This window comes from Streptomyces sp. NBC_00102, from assembly GCF_026343115.1.
Lineage (GTDB): Bacteria > Actinomycetota > Actinomycetes > Streptomycetales > Streptomycetaceae > Streptomyces.
Map to the genome: position 1 here is coordinate 223,187 of NZ_JAPEMC010000001.1, position 14,460 is coordinate 237,646.

At 69.6% G+C, this 14,460-nt stretch carries 16 protein-coding genes; 10 read left to right on the forward strand and 6 right to left on the reverse strand.

Going from position 1 to position 14,460, the window contains the following annotated elements:
• Nucleotides 1-49: 49 nt before the first annotated feature.
• The 4 genes from OHA55_RS01015 to OHA55_RS01030 all read right to left on the reverse strand — a co-directional run bounded on the left by OHA55_RS01015 (nt 50) and on the right by OHA55_RS01030 (nt 3,698).
• Entirely contained in the window at nt 50-1,480 is a 1,431-nt protein-coding gene (locus tag OHA55_RS01015; RefSeq protein WP_266701852.1) for an amidase family protein, read from the reverse strand.
• Nucleotides 1,477-2,685, reverse strand: coding sequence for an MAB_1171c family putative transporter (locus OHA55_RS01020; protein ID WP_266701854.1), 1,209 nt, complete (start codon nt 2,683-2,685; stop codon nt 1,477-1,479). Before OHA55_RS01020 ends, OHA55_RS01015 begins: the two co-directional genes overlap by 4 nt.
• The gene (locus OHA55_RS01025) at nt 2,682-3,008 is read right to left on the reverse strand and encodes a secondary metabolite protein (protein WP_266701856.1); all 327 of its coding nucleotides are present in this window, start codon (nt 3,006-3,008) and stop codon (nt 2,682-2,684) included. Before OHA55_RS01025 ends, OHA55_RS01020 begins: the two co-directional genes overlap by 4 nt.
• Before the next feature lie 219 nt (nt 3,009-3,227).
• Entirely contained in the window at nt 3,228-3,698 is a 471-nt protein-coding gene (locus OHA55_RS01030; protein WP_266701858.1) for an XRE family transcriptional regulator, read from the reverse strand.
• Nucleotides 3,699-4,520: 822 nt separating this feature from the next.
• Here OHA55_RS01030 and OHA55_RS01035 point away from each other — a divergent pair.
• The 7 genes from OHA55_RS01035 to OHA55_RS01065 all read left to right on the forward strand — a co-directional run bounded on the left by OHA55_RS01035 (nt 4,521) and on the right by OHA55_RS01065 (nt 11,408).
• Entirely contained in the window at nt 4,521-5,369 is an 849-nt protein-coding gene (locus OHA55_RS01035) for a helix-turn-helix domain-containing protein (protein ID WP_266701860.1), read from the forward strand.
• A 1-nt stretch (nt 5,370) separates the two neighbouring features.
• Nucleotides 5,371-6,066 (forward strand): hypothetical protein, encoded by a 696-nt coding sequence (locus OHA55_RS01040; protein ID WP_266701862.1) that lies wholly within the window; start codon nt 5,371-5,373, stop codon nt 6,064-6,066.
• A 161-nt stretch (nt 6,067-6,227) separates the two neighbouring features.
• Nucleotides 6,228-6,869 (forward strand): WhiB family transcriptional regulator, encoded by a 642-nt coding sequence (locus tag OHA55_RS01045; RefSeq protein ID WP_266701864.1) that lies wholly within the window; start codon nt 6,228-6,230, stop codon nt 6,867-6,869.
• Nucleotides 6,866-8,554 (forward strand): hypothetical protein, encoded by a 1,689-nt coding sequence (locus OHA55_RS01050; RefSeq protein ID WP_266701866.1) that lies wholly within the window; start codon nt 6,866-6,868, stop codon nt 8,552-8,554. The genes OHA55_RS01045 and OHA55_RS01050 overlap by 4 nt, the downstream gene beginning before the upstream one ends.
• Nucleotides 8,551-8,742, forward strand: a complete 192-nt coding sequence (locus tag OHA55_RS01055; RefSeq protein WP_266701868.1) for a hypothetical protein — start codon at nt 8,551-8,553, stop codon at nt 8,740-8,742. Before OHA55_RS01050 ends, OHA55_RS01055 begins: the two co-directional genes overlap by 4 nt.
• A gap of 585 nt (nt 8,743-9,327) precedes the next feature.
• Nucleotides 9,328-9,678, forward strand: a complete 351-nt coding sequence (locus OHA55_RS01060; protein WP_266701870.1) for a mobilization protein — start codon at nt 9,328-9,330, stop codon at nt 9,676-9,678.
• Nucleotides 9,675-11,408 carry a relaxase/mobilization nuclease domain-containing protein gene (locus OHA55_RS01065; protein WP_266701872.1) on the forward strand — a complete coding sequence of 578 codons (1,734 nt, stop codon included), beginning with the start codon at nt 9,675-9,677 and terminating at the stop codon, nt 11,406-11,408. The genes OHA55_RS01060 and OHA55_RS01065 overlap by 4 nt, the downstream gene beginning before the upstream one ends.
• A 52-nt stretch (nt 11,409-11,460) precedes the next feature.
• On the opposite strand, the gene OHA55_RS01070 is transcribed toward OHA55_RS01065, so the two are convergent.
• Nucleotides 11,461-11,889 carry a hypothetical protein gene (locus OHA55_RS01070; protein WP_266701874.1) on the reverse strand — a complete coding sequence of 143 codons (429 nt, stop codon included), beginning with the start codon at nt 11,887-11,889 and terminating at the stop codon, nt 11,461-11,463.
• A 43-nt stretch (nt 11,890-11,932) separates the two neighbouring features.
• Here OHA55_RS01070 and OHA55_RS01075 point away from each other — a divergent pair, with 43 nt between their 5' ends.
• From OHA55_RS01075 to OHA55_RS01085, 3 genes are all read left to right on the forward strand, one after another.
• Nucleotides 11,933-12,178, forward strand: a complete 246-nt coding sequence (locus tag OHA55_RS01075) for a hypothetical protein (protein ID WP_266701876.1) — start codon at nt 11,933-11,935, stop codon at nt 12,176-12,178.
• 475 nt (nt 12,179-12,653) lie between these two features.
• Complete coding sequence (locus OHA55_RS01080) at nt 12,654-13,097, forward strand: hypothetical protein (protein ID WP_266701878.1); 444 nt, start codon at nt 12,654-12,656, stop codon at nt 13,095-13,097.
• A gap of 77 nt (nt 13,098-13,174) precedes the next feature.
• Nucleotides 13,175-13,864, forward strand: coding sequence for a hypothetical protein (locus tag OHA55_RS01085; protein ID WP_266701880.1), 690 nt, complete (start codon nt 13,175-13,177; stop codon nt 13,862-13,864).
• Nucleotides 13,865-13,925: 61 nt separating this feature from the next.
• Here OHA55_RS01085 and OHA55_RS01090 read toward each other — a convergent pair whose 3' ends face one another.
• Nucleotides 13,926-14,330 (reverse strand): hypothetical protein, encoded by a 405-nt coding sequence (locus OHA55_RS01090; protein ID WP_266701882.1) that lies wholly within the window; start codon nt 14,328-14,330, stop codon nt 13,926-13,928.
• Nucleotides 14,331-14,460: the final 130 nt, after the last annotated feature.

Below are 14,460 nucleotides of genomic sequence, written 5' to 3' on the forward strand. Positions count from 1 at the left end.
TCGGACCCTCCCTAATTGGCCCCTGCCTAGACGGCCCTTGCAGCCAGTTTCACACCACTGCGGCGGCCTCCTCGAGGATCGGAGCCAGGGCGCCGGCCAGTGTCAGCAACGTCCGGTCCGAATAAACAGGACCGATAATCTGGACGCCGATCGGAAGCCCTTCGGGGTTCGCCGCAACCGGAACGATCAGGCTGGGCAGGCCGACGTGGCTGGTGAGGTTCAACCAGCCCGTCTGGTCGAAGAAGCTCCGCTCCACGCCGTCGACCACGAGCGAGCGAGTGCCGGCTAGGAGCGCCGGGGTGGGTGCAGCGGGAGTGATGATCACGTCGCACTCGGCGTCGGTGAAGAACCGTTGCCAGGTCTCCCGGAGCCGCAGGCGCTCTTCGTTGGCGCGGAGCCAGGAGCGGTGCGTCTGCGTCCGGTGCCGGAGGAAGGCGGCGCGCGGGCTGGTGTCATCGTCCCGCAGGTCACGTGCTGCCGTGAGTTCGGCCGCGCCCGCTTCGTCATCGGTGGTGGCCGTCGCGGTGGCGAGGAGAAGCTGCTCGAAGAGTCGGAGGGAGTCGGAGAAGCCGACCGGGCCCGCAGTGCCCCGGACCTTGGCACCGGTGGCGGTGAGGGCGTGCTTGACGGTGTCGAGAGCGGTGGCGGTCGAGCGGTCAATGGGGCAGCTCGGGTCCTCGGCCCAGATCGCCACGCGGAGTCGGCCGACTTCCTCAGGGCCTGCGGGCAGTTCGACCCGCCAGGGGCTGTTCTCGGCGAGGGACGGAGTCGTCAGCGCGCCAAGGAGCAATTCGAGGTCGTAGGGGTGGCGGGCCAGCGGGCCCGGGGTGAGCATGTCACTGCTGGTGATCCAGCCCGGTGGGCGGGGGATGTGGCCGCGGGTCGGTACGAGTCCGAGCGTGGGTCGCAGGCCGTAGACCCCGCAATAGTGGGCCGGGAGCCGGAGCGATCCGGCGAGGTCGCTGCCGAGGTCGGCAGGGGTGAGGTGGGAGGCGACGGCGGCGGCAGGCCCGCCGGAGGATCCACCGGTGGTATGCGCGGGGTCGTGCGGGTTGAGGGTGGGGCCGAAGAGACCGTTGTCCGTGTGCAGATCCTGGCAGTAGGCAGGCGTGTTGGTCTTCCCCATGATCACCGCGCCCTGGCCGCGGAGCCGGGCCACGGCGACGGCGTCGTGCGTGGGCACGTGGCCGGCCAGGTCCTCGGCACCGCTCGTGGTGCGCAGACCGGCGGTCTCGAAGCTGTCCTTGATCGTGAGGGGAAGGCCGTCGAGCGTGCCCAGGCTTTCATCGTGGGCGCGGCGCTCGTCCGCTGCGTGCGCGGCGGCTCGGGCCGTGTCGTCGTCGCGGGTGACGACCGCGTTCACGCGGCTCGTGGAGATCCGGTGGAGGTGAAGGTCGAGTAGCTCGCGGCTGGAGATTTCGCGGCGGTCCAAGGCGCGGAGCTGGACGTGGGCGGGCTGGTGGGTGAGTTCGTTCGTCATGCGGAGACTCGCTCAAAGTGGGGGGCTCGTGCGGGCTGGCGGGGCAGGTGGCGCGCAACGTCGAGGAGGGCGTCGAGGTCGTCCAAAGGTCCGGTGGTCTGGCGTTCGGCGTCTGCGAACTCGGTCAGCTGGGCGGGGTCGGGGCGGGTGCCGGCAGCCCGGGTGGCGATCCCGGCGAGGATCTGATCCGCCGTGACCGCCGCGGACAGCTCCTGTCCGTGAAGCCCGTGGGCGCGGTGACGGGCCTCGCTGGCCTCGCGGACGGACGCGTCGAGGTACTGGCGGATCACGAAGCGGCCGTCCCGGATCTCGACGGCTCGGCGGTAGAGCCGGATCGAGATACGCCGGAAGCGGCGCCGCTGGGCCGGGGCGACCCTGTCGATCGGCAGCTCGATCTCCGGGGCCTCGCTGTAGAAGGCGAGCCAAAGCGGACGCAAGCGGTAGTAGCTGCGGTATTGCTTGATCCGGTATCCGACGGTCTGGCCCTGGTCGCTGATCGTGGGCACGAGCCAGCCGATGAGCGTGAGCATGGCGCCGACATCCCCGCAGGTCCAGGCGAAGCCCTCCCACGGTGCGAGGGAGGTGTCGAAGAAGCCGGCGATCACATTGCCGATGCGGACGGCGCTGTATCCGAGGGTGACGGTCGCCCCGAGGGCCACGATGCGCAGGCCGAAGCGGACGGATCCGCGGGCGCTGAGGCGGGCCAGGCGCAAACAGGCGCGGGCGAGGAGGACTTCGCCGATGGTGTAGGCCGTGACGTACAGGGTGAGGTACGCGGCGTACCAGCCGTCGTGCGCGTAGTAGAGGGTGAAGTCGATCGGGTGCGGCGCGCTGGGCGTCAGCAGGGCGAACAGCACCAGTAGCCCGACGATCACCGCACATCCGGCGCCGAGCCAGCGATGGCTGCGCGGGCGGGCGGCCTCGGGCGGGGACCCCCAGTAGGTGAGGACCACCTGCTGGCAGGCCAGGAGGGCCACCACGCAGCCCTGCGACAGCGGCACCGAGATGTTGACGGTGCCGAGCACCCGGTCGAGGTAGTTCCACATCGGTGTGATGGAGAAGAGGAACGAGAACCCTGAGAGCAGGAAGACGGCGGCCAGCGCGTCGAAGGCGGGGTCGCGCCGCCGGGTGGGTATGTCCCGCAACAGGCAGAGGAAGCCGAGCGCGGCGACAGTAAGGCTGATCGGGTGGAGCAGGTCCTTCACGGCCGCGCCTCCCGCCGGCGCAGCAGCGTGTGCGTGACCCGATCCTGCTCTTCGTCTCCGGAGGGCTCGTCGCTGCGCAGCCACCGGTCGATGATCTGGCGCTGAAGCAGTGACGCCAACTGTTCGGTGTCCCGCTCTTCGTCTTCGTCGTACTTGGTGCGGCCCAGCATCATCTGCACGGTGGCTGAGCCGACGCTGGTGAGAACGGTGGAGGCGAGGGCAGACGCCGGTCGTTTCTCGTGATGACCAAGCAGCAGGTGGCTGAACTCGTGGGCGATGATGTGGTCTTGGTGGAGGATGCTGGTCCGTGGGTCGTAGAACACGTAGACGGCGTCCTCCGTGACAGCGCAGGCTCCGCACACGGAGGGTGCCTGCTCCCTGGGCACGAGTACCACTGTTCTTCGCGTGCGGCGAGAGACCTCGTCGATGAGGTCTCGGATGTTGGTGACGTGCGGGAGCTTCATCTCGGCCAAAAGGTCAGGCCGGCGCCTGAGTGCGGACCACATTGCACTTCCTTGATCACTCTGCGAACTGCTGCCGTTTTACGCACCGGTTGAGGGCGGCAAACCCTCGGATTGCCTTACGCTCTCGACGATCCCCAGGACGGCGTCCTTGCCGTCCGCAGAGACGTCGGATAGGCGAAGAAGGACGTTCTTGATCTTTGCGTCGCGTAGCAGAGCGAGTAGCTCGATCTCCTGCACGGTCTTTTCGGCGACCGCGTCATCGAACCAATAGGCAGGGTCAACGCCGAAGAATCCTGCGAGCGCTTCGAGGTGACGTTTCGTCGGGTTGTCGCGCTGCCCGGTCCGCAAGAGCCACAGGTACTGCGCGGACAGCTTGCCCAGCCCGCGCTTCTCCATGAGTTCGGCCACTTCCGCGTTACTGAAGGGGCCGCGACCGGGCGGGTGCACCACGTCGAACAGGCGGTTGAGGCGGTCCATGAGCCCCGTGGGGTTCACCTGACCTTCGATCGACTCTTTCATGATCCTTTCCATCGTTGAGGTCGTCGTCACTTCAACCACCCTACCCCGGCATAAACACCAGTTGACGGCGCCATTATGTATATGGAAAGTTCTTCCTCGCCAGCACGTTTCCGTTCGGTGCGTACCGCCTGCTTTCAGATCGGCCTGTCCGTTTCTACCGGCATGGGTACGCCGGGCGAAGTGGCGTAAGCCACATTCGCCCGGCGACATATGTCACGTCTGGCAGAACTAATTGATCTTCGACCGGGAAGCGGAGGCGACGGTGGAAACACACACATCGCAATTCCGCCACGGGTGGCTTCGCGCACCTGGTCTCGCTGTTCGGGCGACCGCAGCAACGGTGCGCTTCGACGTCAGGGTGCAACGGGCCGCATCCCCCGGGAGCGGTTGCGGCTGCAGCCGTAGCTCACGATCATTCGGTGACTGTCTGCAACGTGTACAGAGTTTAAGAACCAAGTCTGGATCTTGACGCAGGACCGTGCGATGTTCGTCGTCGCCGGGCAGTCCGCCCGGGGACGACGAACATGACGAGCACGGACCGGACCACGACGGTCCGCAAACAGCGACGGCGCCCGAGAGCGGGAACTCACGGACGCCGAACGCTAAGCGGCATCTCCGCCCCAGCAAGGGCGGCGATTGCCCACCATCACCACGCTGAGTCCTTCCGAGGGGCGCGTCAGCGTGGCAACACTGCAAAGGGGAGTATCGCATGCCTCCTGCCCTGCGCAAAAGGCCCTTCCGTCTGGCCTGCGCGGCAGCCATCTCCGCCTCGGCGCCACGGCGCCCCGAGCCGGACCGCACCACCTTGGCGTCGGTGAGCCGCCGGGCCCACCCGTTCCTCCGGAGCGGCCGATGAGCAGCGAAGCCCGCGAGTGGGTATGGGAGCACAGTTCCAGCCGGGGGGCCGCGCGCCTGGTCCTCCTGTCGATCGCCGACCGAGTGGCCGACGAGCAGTGCATCTCGTACGCCTCGCTGTCCAGCCTGGCCAGGCGCACCCGTGCCTCGGTGTCCACGGTGCGCGAGGCCGTCGAGCGTCTGCTCGTCGCCGGTGAGCTGGAGCAGCTCGACGACCTCGTCGGCCCGCAGCGCAGCACGGTCTACCGGATCCCCCTCGCCGCGGCTTTGGCGTCGGAGGAGTCGGACGGTCCCGCGCAGCTCCGGGTCTCGGCTCTGCGGCGGTACGGAATCCGCCCGCGTGAGGTGCCGGATTCCCCCGCGAGGGTCCGGAAACCGGCAGTACCGGAAACCGGCAGGTCGAGGCGGATTCCGGCACCGCGACGTACCGGCTACCGGCACAGCGATGTACCGGTGGCCGGTACACAGAACCTTAGTGAACCTGATTTGAACCGGAGGTACAGCAGTAGTGGTGCGGCCGTCCTGTCGGCTGCGGAGTGGCAGGTCGACGCCGCCACCCACGCCTGGACCCGCCAGCAGGGACACCTGGACCGCCTCGGCGAGGAGGGCCTGCGCGCCGCGGACGCGAAGTGGCGGGCTCATCGTTCCACCCTCAAGCCGCGGCCGGCGGAAGCCTGGGCTGTCGACTGGCGCTCCTGGGTCGCCCGGGAGCACGCCCCCAGCCACCCGAACCTCCACGCCGGGTCCGGCAGGAGCACCGCCTCGCCGGGCGGCATGACCCGGACGGAAGCCCACACCGCCGCCCTCCTGGCCGCCCTCGACGAGCCGACCGGGACGGAGGGCTGACGTGGACCGTCGCGAAATCGCCGCCCTGCTGGCCTACATCGGCAAGCTCGACCTCCGAACCATCCGCACCGACACGGGCGAGGCCCGTGACCAGCTCGCCCAGTGGCACGAACTGCTCGGCGACGTGCCGATGGCGACCCCGCACGGCTGGGACGTCCGCGTCGCCGCCCGCCAGCACATCCGCACCTCGCCGTACCAGATCCAGCCCGCCGACCTGGTCCGCCCCTGGGACAGCTATCGGCGCGACCGCCTGGCGAGGCACTCCGACCCGACGCCGTCCGTCGACCCGGACGACCAGGCCGCCTGGACCGCGGAGCTGGTCGGTACCCGGCGCGCCGTCGCCGCCGGTACCGCGCAGCCCGCACAGGCCCGAGCGATCACCAGCGGTCGCGACGGAGTCGACCCGAGGCTGGAGGCCCGGCTGCGGGAGATCGGCTCCTGCATACCACCTGCCGCCCGAGCAGCCCTCGCGCCGTACCGGCCCGCCCGCGCAGCCCGTGAGGCCGCCGTCGCGCAGGGGCTGCCCGATGCCCTGAGCGTGCGGTGCGCGTGGTGCCTGGCCCAGCCCGGCGAGTCGTGCCGACGCCGAAGGATCGGTCCCGACGGTGGAACCCGAGGAACCGTTCCCTGCGCCACGCACCCCAGTCGCGTCGACCTCGCCGCCGCCCAGCAGGCCCAGCAGCCCGCCCTGGCCTGACCAGCCTCTCCGGCGCGTGCGCCCAGCAGACGCACCGCCACCCCACACGCCTTGTCCCGCACCGGCTGCGGCGCACGCCCACGCGCTGCGGCCGGCCTCGACGCCGCACCCGCCGAGCAGCGCGCCCGCCGGTCGGCGCGGCAGCACATCGGAGACCTGACTTGCGCCACATCACCACCCACGACGCGCCGGCCACCGGCCTGCGCGGCATCGGAGACACCAGCTGGCACAGCCGCGGAGCGTGCCACGGCATGGACGTCGAGGACGCCGACGCGGTGTTCTTCCCCAGGCCACGGGATCACGAGGAGATCGCGGAGGCGAAGGAGCTGTGCGGCTGGTGCCCCGTACGCCGCGAGTGCCTCGACTTCGCCCTGGAGAACGGTCTCGCCGAGGGCGTCTGGGGCGGGCTGACCGAAGCCGAGCGGCACCCGCTGCACAAGAACCTGCACCAGCGGCTGGACTATCGGCGCGTGACCGCGTTCTTCCAGAGCCGCGACGTGCACCTGTCCGCGACCGAGCGGCAGGTCGTCATCGAGCACGCGTACGTCCGGGGCTGGCTGCCCGACCGGCTCGCTGCTGCCCTGCAGATCAGTCACACGCATGCCCGCGACCTGCTCCGACAGGCCGCCACCAAGGTGTTCGACCGCGACCGGAACTACGACGCGCCCCGCCCGAAGAAGAGGCGGAAGAGGAGCCCCAAGGCCACGGTCGCCCTCGCGCCTGCGGGCCCCGGCACTCGGCAACCGTCACACCGCCCGGCAGCGTCGGCCCCGGCGCGCGCCTCTCTCGGAAAGGCAGCATGACCCACCCCGTCCTCGCCTTCGGAGCCACTACGGATCTCCCTCTCCTCCTGGCCGCCGTCGTGTCCGCCGCTCTCGCGCTGATGCTGACCGCCGGGATCATCCGGCGCCGGGGAGCCCGCCGCCCGCAGAATCGTCTCGGCGGCCCCGCGGTGAAGGTTGCCGCTGTCGCCGCCCTCGGCTGCACCGCCTACAGCGCCGACACGAGCTGGGCCTTCGCCGGTGACTACCTCAACATGGCGGGCACTGCCGGACGTGCCGCCCTGTTTGCTGCCGCCGAACTGAGCCTCTTCGCGACCGCGCTGATGGCACGGCAGAACCTCGCCAGCCAGGGCGCCCCCGGTCTGCCCGGCACTCTGGTGTGGGTCATCACCACGGTGCAGGTGATTCCCGCCTACGCAGAGAGCGGCGCCGTCGGCGGCACGGTCCGGGCCTTCGTCGGACCGGTCATGGCAGCAATGCTGTGGCACATGGCCATGGGCATCGAGCTGCGGCTGCGTACCCCTGGTGCCGCGTCGAATGGGCTGGTCGCCGTCTTGGTCCGGGAGGCCCGCGAGCGGCTGCTTTCCCGCCTGGGCATCGCCGCGCGGGACCGCGACGCCGCGCAGATTACGCGAGACCGGGCCACCGGCCGCGCGGTCGCCCTGGCTGCCCGACTCGCCGAGCGCACACCCGAGCAGCAGCGAAGCCGCCGAGGCCGGCGTCTGACCCGACGACTGTCGAAGGCGGTGGGCAGGGCTGCGGTCGGCACCGATCCTCTCCAGCGGGCCCAACTGCTCGACCAGCTCGCCGCCCGGCGACACGCTCTCGCACTCGCCACGGTCCCACTTCCTTCTCCCTGGTCCTCGACGTTCGGCAACGCATCGGTGACCACGGTCCTCACCCAGCCGCCATCGAATGAGGCGGCGGTCCCCGCCTCCGGTCCCGACGGCTTCGACGAGTCGGTCCCGGACCGAGCACCGCGGACTGCATCGGGACCGGTCCCCAGCGAGGCAGCTCCGAAGGCGGAGATCGCCTCCGGGACCGAGGGAGACGAAACGGGAGGGCTCCCGGCGACCACTGCATCTGAAGACGGTGCGGTCCCGGGGACCGGTCCCCGCGGTCCAGAAGCCGCGGAGCTAACCGCAGAGGGTACGAAGCCCAACGGCAACACGCACGAAACAGCAGCTCAGAGCACAGATTCACATCGGGAACCAGACCTCGCGATGTCCGGGACCGAGAGCGCCGAGGACCGAGGACCGACCACCCCCCAGTCCGGGACCGAGACCACCCCGGACCCAGGACCGACCACCCCCCAGTCCGGGACCAAGACCACCTCGGACCCAGGACCGACCACCCCCCAGTCCGGGACCAAGACCACCCCGGACCCAGGGCACAAGGTTCCGCTCCGCCGGAAGTCGGTCCGGAAACCTCGAACGAAGAACAAGGACAAGCGCGCCCGGTCCCGCGCGCCCCAGACGGAGCGCGCACGCGAGCTGGGCGAACCCGAGCGCCAGCTCGTCCACGAGGTACGCCCCCACGTTCCCGCCCTGCTTGCGCGGGACGGCAACGCCGCGATCACCCGGGTGCAGCTGCGCGAGATCATCCGCCGCCAGGACCTGACGGGAGTCGGCAACGACCGGCTCGGCCTGGTCCTCCAGGAGCTGCGGAACGAGGACACCACCACGACGAGGAGCACCGCCCGATGAAGACCTGCAACCGGTTCAACACCGTCCGCGCGGAGTACGAGCGCGAGATCAAGTTCATGATCGCTCACTCCGAGCGGCACGCGGGCAGGCCGGCGGCGAAGTCCAGCGCGAAGCAGGCGGCCTCTACGAAGCAGCGGATGGCCCGCGCGCTCAGCAGCCACGTCGGGCACTGCCCCGAGTGCGGATGAACCGGCAAAACTCCAGCTCAAACCCCACATCCGTTGAGGTGGCCCGGCTCCGGACCGGGCCACCATGCCGCTCAGGAGGTATGCCGTGACCTCGCGTCCACCCCGCTCTTCCGAGTCCACCGTCGCCGAAGCTGACGCCTGGGCGGACGTCCTGGTCCGCCGGCAACTCCTCCACGCGGCCGTCCGTACACCGGTCGGGCAGTGGCTCGTCCAGGACCAGCCCGACGAACCGGTCCGCATCCTCCCCGGACCGGCCGACATGGTCGCGCTGGCCGCAACCATCCAGCAACGCACCCGCTCTATGAGGCCCGAATCCCGATGACGAACTGCAGCTTGAACGGCACCACCCCGGAACCCGACGCCGAGACCAACTCGGTCTCTGGGCGAGCAAGTTGGGGCGGAAGCATAGCTTCCGCCGAACCCGCCCCGAAGGGGGCGGGAGAGGACCTGCACCGGGGGGCGCAGGTCCTTCGGGCTTCGACCGGGGGCGGATCGAAGCCGGGGCAGGAGGAGAAGCAGACCGCCCCGCGCGACCGCCGACAGCGCGCTCGTCAACGCCCGCGCCAGCCTCCCGCGAAGAAGCGCTTGCGCCAGCCCGCCACGCGATTCAACGAAGACGAGTACGCCCTGATCAAGTCCGCCGCCGCCCGGTGCAACCTGTCCGTCGCCGGGTTCCTCGCCCGCTCCGCGCTCGCTGCCGCCCGCGACCTCGACCGCACCAGCGCCGAGATCGCCGACGAACGCGAAGTGGTCACCGCCCTGTTCGACAGCCGGCGTCGGCTCGGCTGGGCCGGCAGCAACCTCAACCAGGCAGTCAAGGCACTCAACTCCGGTGCGACCGTCCCCCATCTCGAAGCGACCATCGCAGCCGTACGACGGGCCGCCGACACCGCCCACGCGGCTGCCACCCGGCTGATTGAGCACCACGGCTCATGATCCCCAGCGTCAACCCCTCCGGTTCGGACACCCGCGGTCTCCTTCACTACCTCTACGACACCGGTAAACACGAGGACCACACCGACCCCCACCTCGTCGCTTCCTTCGATGGCATGTCCCCCGACCCCGGACGCGATCGGGACGCCACCCTCACCGACCTCCAGCGGCTCCTGGACCAAACCGTGATGGCCCTCCCCCAGCACGCCCGCCCGGCCAAGCACGTCTGGCACACCTCCGTACGCGCCGACCCGGGCGACCGGATCCTGTCCGACGAGGAATGGGCCGACATCGCCCGCCGCATCGTCGCCGCCACCGGCATCGACCCGGGCGACGGACAGTCCGGCTGCCGCTGGGCCGCCGTACGCCACGCCGAAGACCACATCCACATCGTCGCCACCACCGTCACCGAAGACGGACATCACCCCGACGACTTCCGCTCCGGCGCCCGGGCCCAGGCCGAAGCCCGGCTCATCGAGAAGGAATTGGGCCTCCATCAGGTCGCGCCCGGCGACGGCACAGCCGCACAGCGACCCACCAGCGCCGAGCGCCACAAAGCCGAGCGGCAGGGTCGTGAACGCACCGCCCGCGAGGAACTGCGCGATGCGGTACGGCGCGCGGTGAGCGGGGCCCGGAGCGACGAGGAGTTCTTCGACCGGCTCGCCGCAGCCGGCCTCCTGATCCGCAAGCGCGCCGCGCCCTCCGGTGACCTCCTCGGATACAAGGTCGCGCTGCCCGACGACCTGAACAAGGACGGTGAGCCGATCTTCTTCCCCGGGGCCCGCCTGGCCCCCGACCTGTCGCTGCCCCGCATCCGCGAGCGCTGGTCCGCCGACACCCCGGCTCCCCGGCAGAGCGAAGCGATCCGCACGGGTCCGGGCGGCCCGGCCGCCGCGCGCCGCACGACGGCCTCGGTCGTGTGGCAGGCCGTCCTCGTCGTCGAGCACGGCGAGGACGCGCTCGCCGCCGCCCACATCGCTGCCGCCGGCGAAGTGCTCGACGCCCTCGCGAAGACGTCCGCTGCCCACACCCGCCGCGAACTGCGCGACGCCGCCACGGCTTTCGAACGGGCCTCACGCTCTCATGTCCGTGCCGTACGCGGGCACGACCGCGCTCTGCGGCAGGCCGCCCGCGACCTCGTCCGAGGCGGCCCTGCCCTCGGCCGCAGCGAGGACGGAGCCACCACGGCCATGGTGCTCGACACGCTGATCTTCCTGATCACCGTGACTGCGCATTGGCACGCGCGGAAGGGGCACGCCCAGCAGGCCGAGGCCGCCGCCCGGTCTGCCGAACACCTGCGCGCCGCCTACCGGGCTGCCGCCGCCCAGCCCCTCGGCGTCCTCCACCAACGCGGTCGGCGCCTGAGCCGGCCGATGCTCCAACGGCAGACCGCACTACTGCGCGAGGCCCTGCCGGAGCTGGCCGAGCAGATCCTCGCCGAACCCGGGTGGTACGCCTTGGCCGCCACCGTCGCGGAAGCCGAGTCCGCCGGCCACGACCCGGCCGCTCTGCTGTCCGACGCTGCCGGACGGCGCGAGCTCAACACCGCGGACTCCGTCAGCGACGTGCTCGTGTGGCGGATGCGACGAGCCGCAGAACTGCCTGCCGACGCCTCCCACCTTCCCGAGACCAGCACGACAGCGCGCAGGTCCACCAAGCGCGGGGAGAGCACTGGGCCCTCCGCGCCCGGCAGGCGACGCAGCGGCGAGGGCACCTCGCGCCCGAGCCGCTAACCTCGCGCTCCCGTGAAACCCGATGCCTGACGAGCAGTCAGATGGCATTGCTTTACCGATAGATGAACGTGGCCATCAGGCCGTCGACTTCGGGGTTGCTGATGTCGGGCCCACGGGCGCCCGGCTTGTACGGTTGCACAGAGATCGAGACGCTGTATCGGCGCCCCTTTTCAAGGTCGATCGGCAAGAGGAAGGTCTCGCGAAATCCCTCCGGTGTCGTCACCATTTTATGCCAACCGATAGCGCTGTCTTCGAAGGGGTAAACAGTCTCCTCGCCTCCTCCATCCTTCAACCACACCCAGGCGTCGAGTCTCCGCGTAGGGGTTGACTTCCACTCGGCGACGAGGAAGAAGTCGTCCCCTCTCTTTTCCCAGCTCGGACGTACCTGGACTCCAGGCAGAGAGGCCCAGTCTCGCCAGTGGCATTCATCGCCGCACCGTGCAGTCGCCGCCTCTGGGGAACCGGGAGGCTCGGCGGGCACGGAAGGCTCCCCCTTCGAATTTACGGACTCCGCCGGGAGCGAGGTGGTTTCCTCTGCAGAAGGGGTGCTCGACGGCGACGACGAAGCTGCCGACGGAGTGTTGGAAGATGTTGCGGAGACGGCTGATTTGACTGCCTCGCCAGCACAATTCGATGCTCCCGAGCAGTTATTGGTAGTAGACGTACAAGCCGCCAGAACGGCGACAGTCGGTAGAGTCATGGCAAAGCAGCGCATCATGGTGATCACGGGGTTTGCGTGGTCGACGAATTCGGCACAGCAGGTTCATTGACCGTGACGTCACCGCCGCCGCAGTTGGACGAAGTTGAACAGTTGTTCTCGACCGAATCGCCCGAGGCGAAGTACCAAGTGCCCACTCCCACGACGGCTGCAACGATCACCCCAGCCAGCGTAATCCGATGATTCCGATTCCACGGAGTGGCCACCATGCCCCCAGGATGCGACAGGCCCGCAAGCGGGCAGTGCGCTAACAGTGAGGCAGAGGATACCTCTCAGCATGCTGTTCATTTCAGCCATTGACGGGCGGTAACTCGCCACATCAGGAAGGTTTTCCGAATGCTCTGGGTCTCCACCGCTGCCACCGTAGGGGTTCACAGCTGAGCCGAGCGTCGAACTCCTAAAGCTCCGACGCCACCGTGCTGCCGTAACCGGAGGACTGTAGCTGTTGTGAGTTGAAGCCTCCGGGGTCGTGGGGCACGATCATGAAGCGCGAAGAACGAGGTCACGAGGTAGAGGAGGACACCAGGATGTTTCGCCGGATACGCCGCCGGGCCATGGAGCCGACCGAAGCTCAGCGGGAGTTCGCCGAGCTGCACGCCCAGCTGCAGGGCCAGCTCCCGCCCGGCGTCGGAGAGCCGGCGCCTGAGCCGGAGCCCACCCCGCCGACCGCCGTCGTGGACGACTTCCTCCCGCCGGAACTGCGGGTTCCGAGCCACGACCAGGTGGAAGGCAAGATGATGCCCTGGTCGCAGCCACTTGTCCTCGACGGCGAGATGGTCGTCTGTGTCGAGTGCGGCGCGTACCGGGCCTGGCTCATCCTCGCCACCCGCGGGGAGATCTGGCTCCGCTGCCGGGCGGGCCACCATCAGCGCGAGACCCGCATCGACACCGCCTGGTACAACCGGCACTCGGGACCGGCGGATGCGACGCACGCGACGTTCGAGGACTGCCTGCGCCACCTCGGGCGCTGACCACCACCCCTACGACCCACTGGGCCCCCGGCCCGCACTGACCACCCATCGCCTAGCACCAAGGGGTCAGTTCCGTCATGCGCGTTCGCGTCACCGCCACCACCCTCGGCATCACCGCGGCCCTCCTCACCCTGCCCGTCTGCTCGAACGACACCGCCGCAGTCCAGCGCTCTTCCGCGGGCCCGGCGAGCAAGCCGTCCGATCGTGCTGGAGAGACGGCCGTGCTCTCCTCGGCCGCGCTCGAGACCCGCCTTCTCGCTCCCAGTGACCTCGGCAAGGGCTACCTGGCCAAGCCGCAGCATCCGGCCCAGCACGACGACGTCACCGTCCTCGGCTGCCCGGCCCTGAGCGAGCTGGGCGGCGACGCGGCAACGGGCGGCCCGCTCGCCTTCCCGCACAGGGCGAAGGCAACCTTCACCTACGGCGGCAGCTCCTCGGAGATCTCCGAGGAGCTGTACAGCGACAGCGCGAAGAAGCTCTCCGACGGCATCGGCCGGATCTTCGACGCCATGACCGGATGCCCGGCCTATCAGGTCGTTTCCGGCGGCACCCCGGTCGATGTCGCTTCGCAGGAGCTGACCGCTCCCGATGCCGACGGTGATCAGCAGTGGAATCAGCTTCTGACGTTCACCGCCGCAGGGCGAAGCAGCGTGGTGAAGCAGACCGCGATCCGCGACGGCAGCCTGCTGGTGATCGTCTCCGGCTCCCCGGCCCTCGTCGACCGCCATCTCGACAAGGCGCTCGCCAAGGCCACGGCAACGAGCTGATCCCGCGCGCCTGAGGATGGTGATGCTGCCCCCGACCACGGTGGTCGGGGGCAGCATCGTGTTACTGGCTGATGCGCTGCGCGGCGCGGGCGGCCTGGCCAGGAACCCAGGCGCGGACCTGATTCGGCTGGACGTAGAGGACGTTGGGGTTGTGGCTGTGCGGCCCATAGCCGCTGGACGCGTTGACGAGCAGGTACGCGCCCGCCGGAACGTGCCAGTTCCAGAACCAGGCGTCCTGCTGCCGTCCGGTATCGCACCAGGTCACGACGGCCTTTGAGCCGCGCCGACCGCGCTGGTAGACCCGCGCGACCTGAAGGAGTTGGCCCGGGCCGGAGCTGCGGTGCTGCTGGAATGCCTGCCACTGCGCCGCGAGGGCGGCGTTGCGCTTGCGGCGTGAACGGACCGTGGCGATCGTCGCGGCGACAACGAGGCCCATGATCAGGAAGACGCCGACGCTGGGTTGCATGGGTGCATCCTGCATCGTTCCGTCGCGGGGCGGCAAACAGCCTTGGGCGTTGAGGAGTCCACGTCTGTTGCCCGAGCAGCAGAAAAGTCCGGCACCCCTTCTCCTGGGGTGCCGGACTGCGATCGTCGAG

Excerpts from the sequence above, each read along its gene's own strand:
- OHA55_RS01015 (WP_266701852.1), bottom strand. The coding sequence starts at position 1,480 with ATGACGAACGAACTCACCCACCAGCCCGCCCACGTCCAGCTCCGCGCC.
- OHA55_RS01035 (WP_266701860.1), top strand. The coding sequence starts at position 4,521 with ATGAGCAGCGAAGCCCGCGAGTGGGTATGGGAGCACAGTTCCAGCCGG.
- OHA55_RS01050 (WP_266701866.1), top strand. The coding sequence starts at position 6,866 with ATGACCCACCCCGTCCTCGCCTTCGGAGCCACTACGGATCTCCCTCTC.
- OHA55_RS01055 (WP_266701868.1), top strand. The coding sequence starts at position 8,551 with ATGAAGACCTGCAACCGGTTCAACACCGTCCGCGCGGAGTACGAGCGC.
- OHA55_RS01065 (WP_266701872.1), top strand. The coding sequence starts at position 9,675 with ATGATCCCCAGCGTCAACCCCTCCGGTTCGGACACCCGCGGTCTCCTT.
- OHA55_RS01080 (WP_266701878.1), top strand. The coding sequence starts at position 12,654 with ATGTTTCGCCGGATACGCCGCCGGGCCATGGAGCCGACCGAAGCTCAG.
- OHA55_RS01085 (WP_266701880.1), top strand. The coding sequence starts at position 13,175 with ATGCGCGTTCGCGTCACCGCCACCACCCTCGGCATCACCGCGGCCCTC.
- OHA55_RS01090 (WP_266701882.1), bottom strand. The coding sequence starts at position 14,330 with ATGCAACCCAGCGTCGGCGTCTTCCTGATCATGGGCCTCGTTGTCGCC.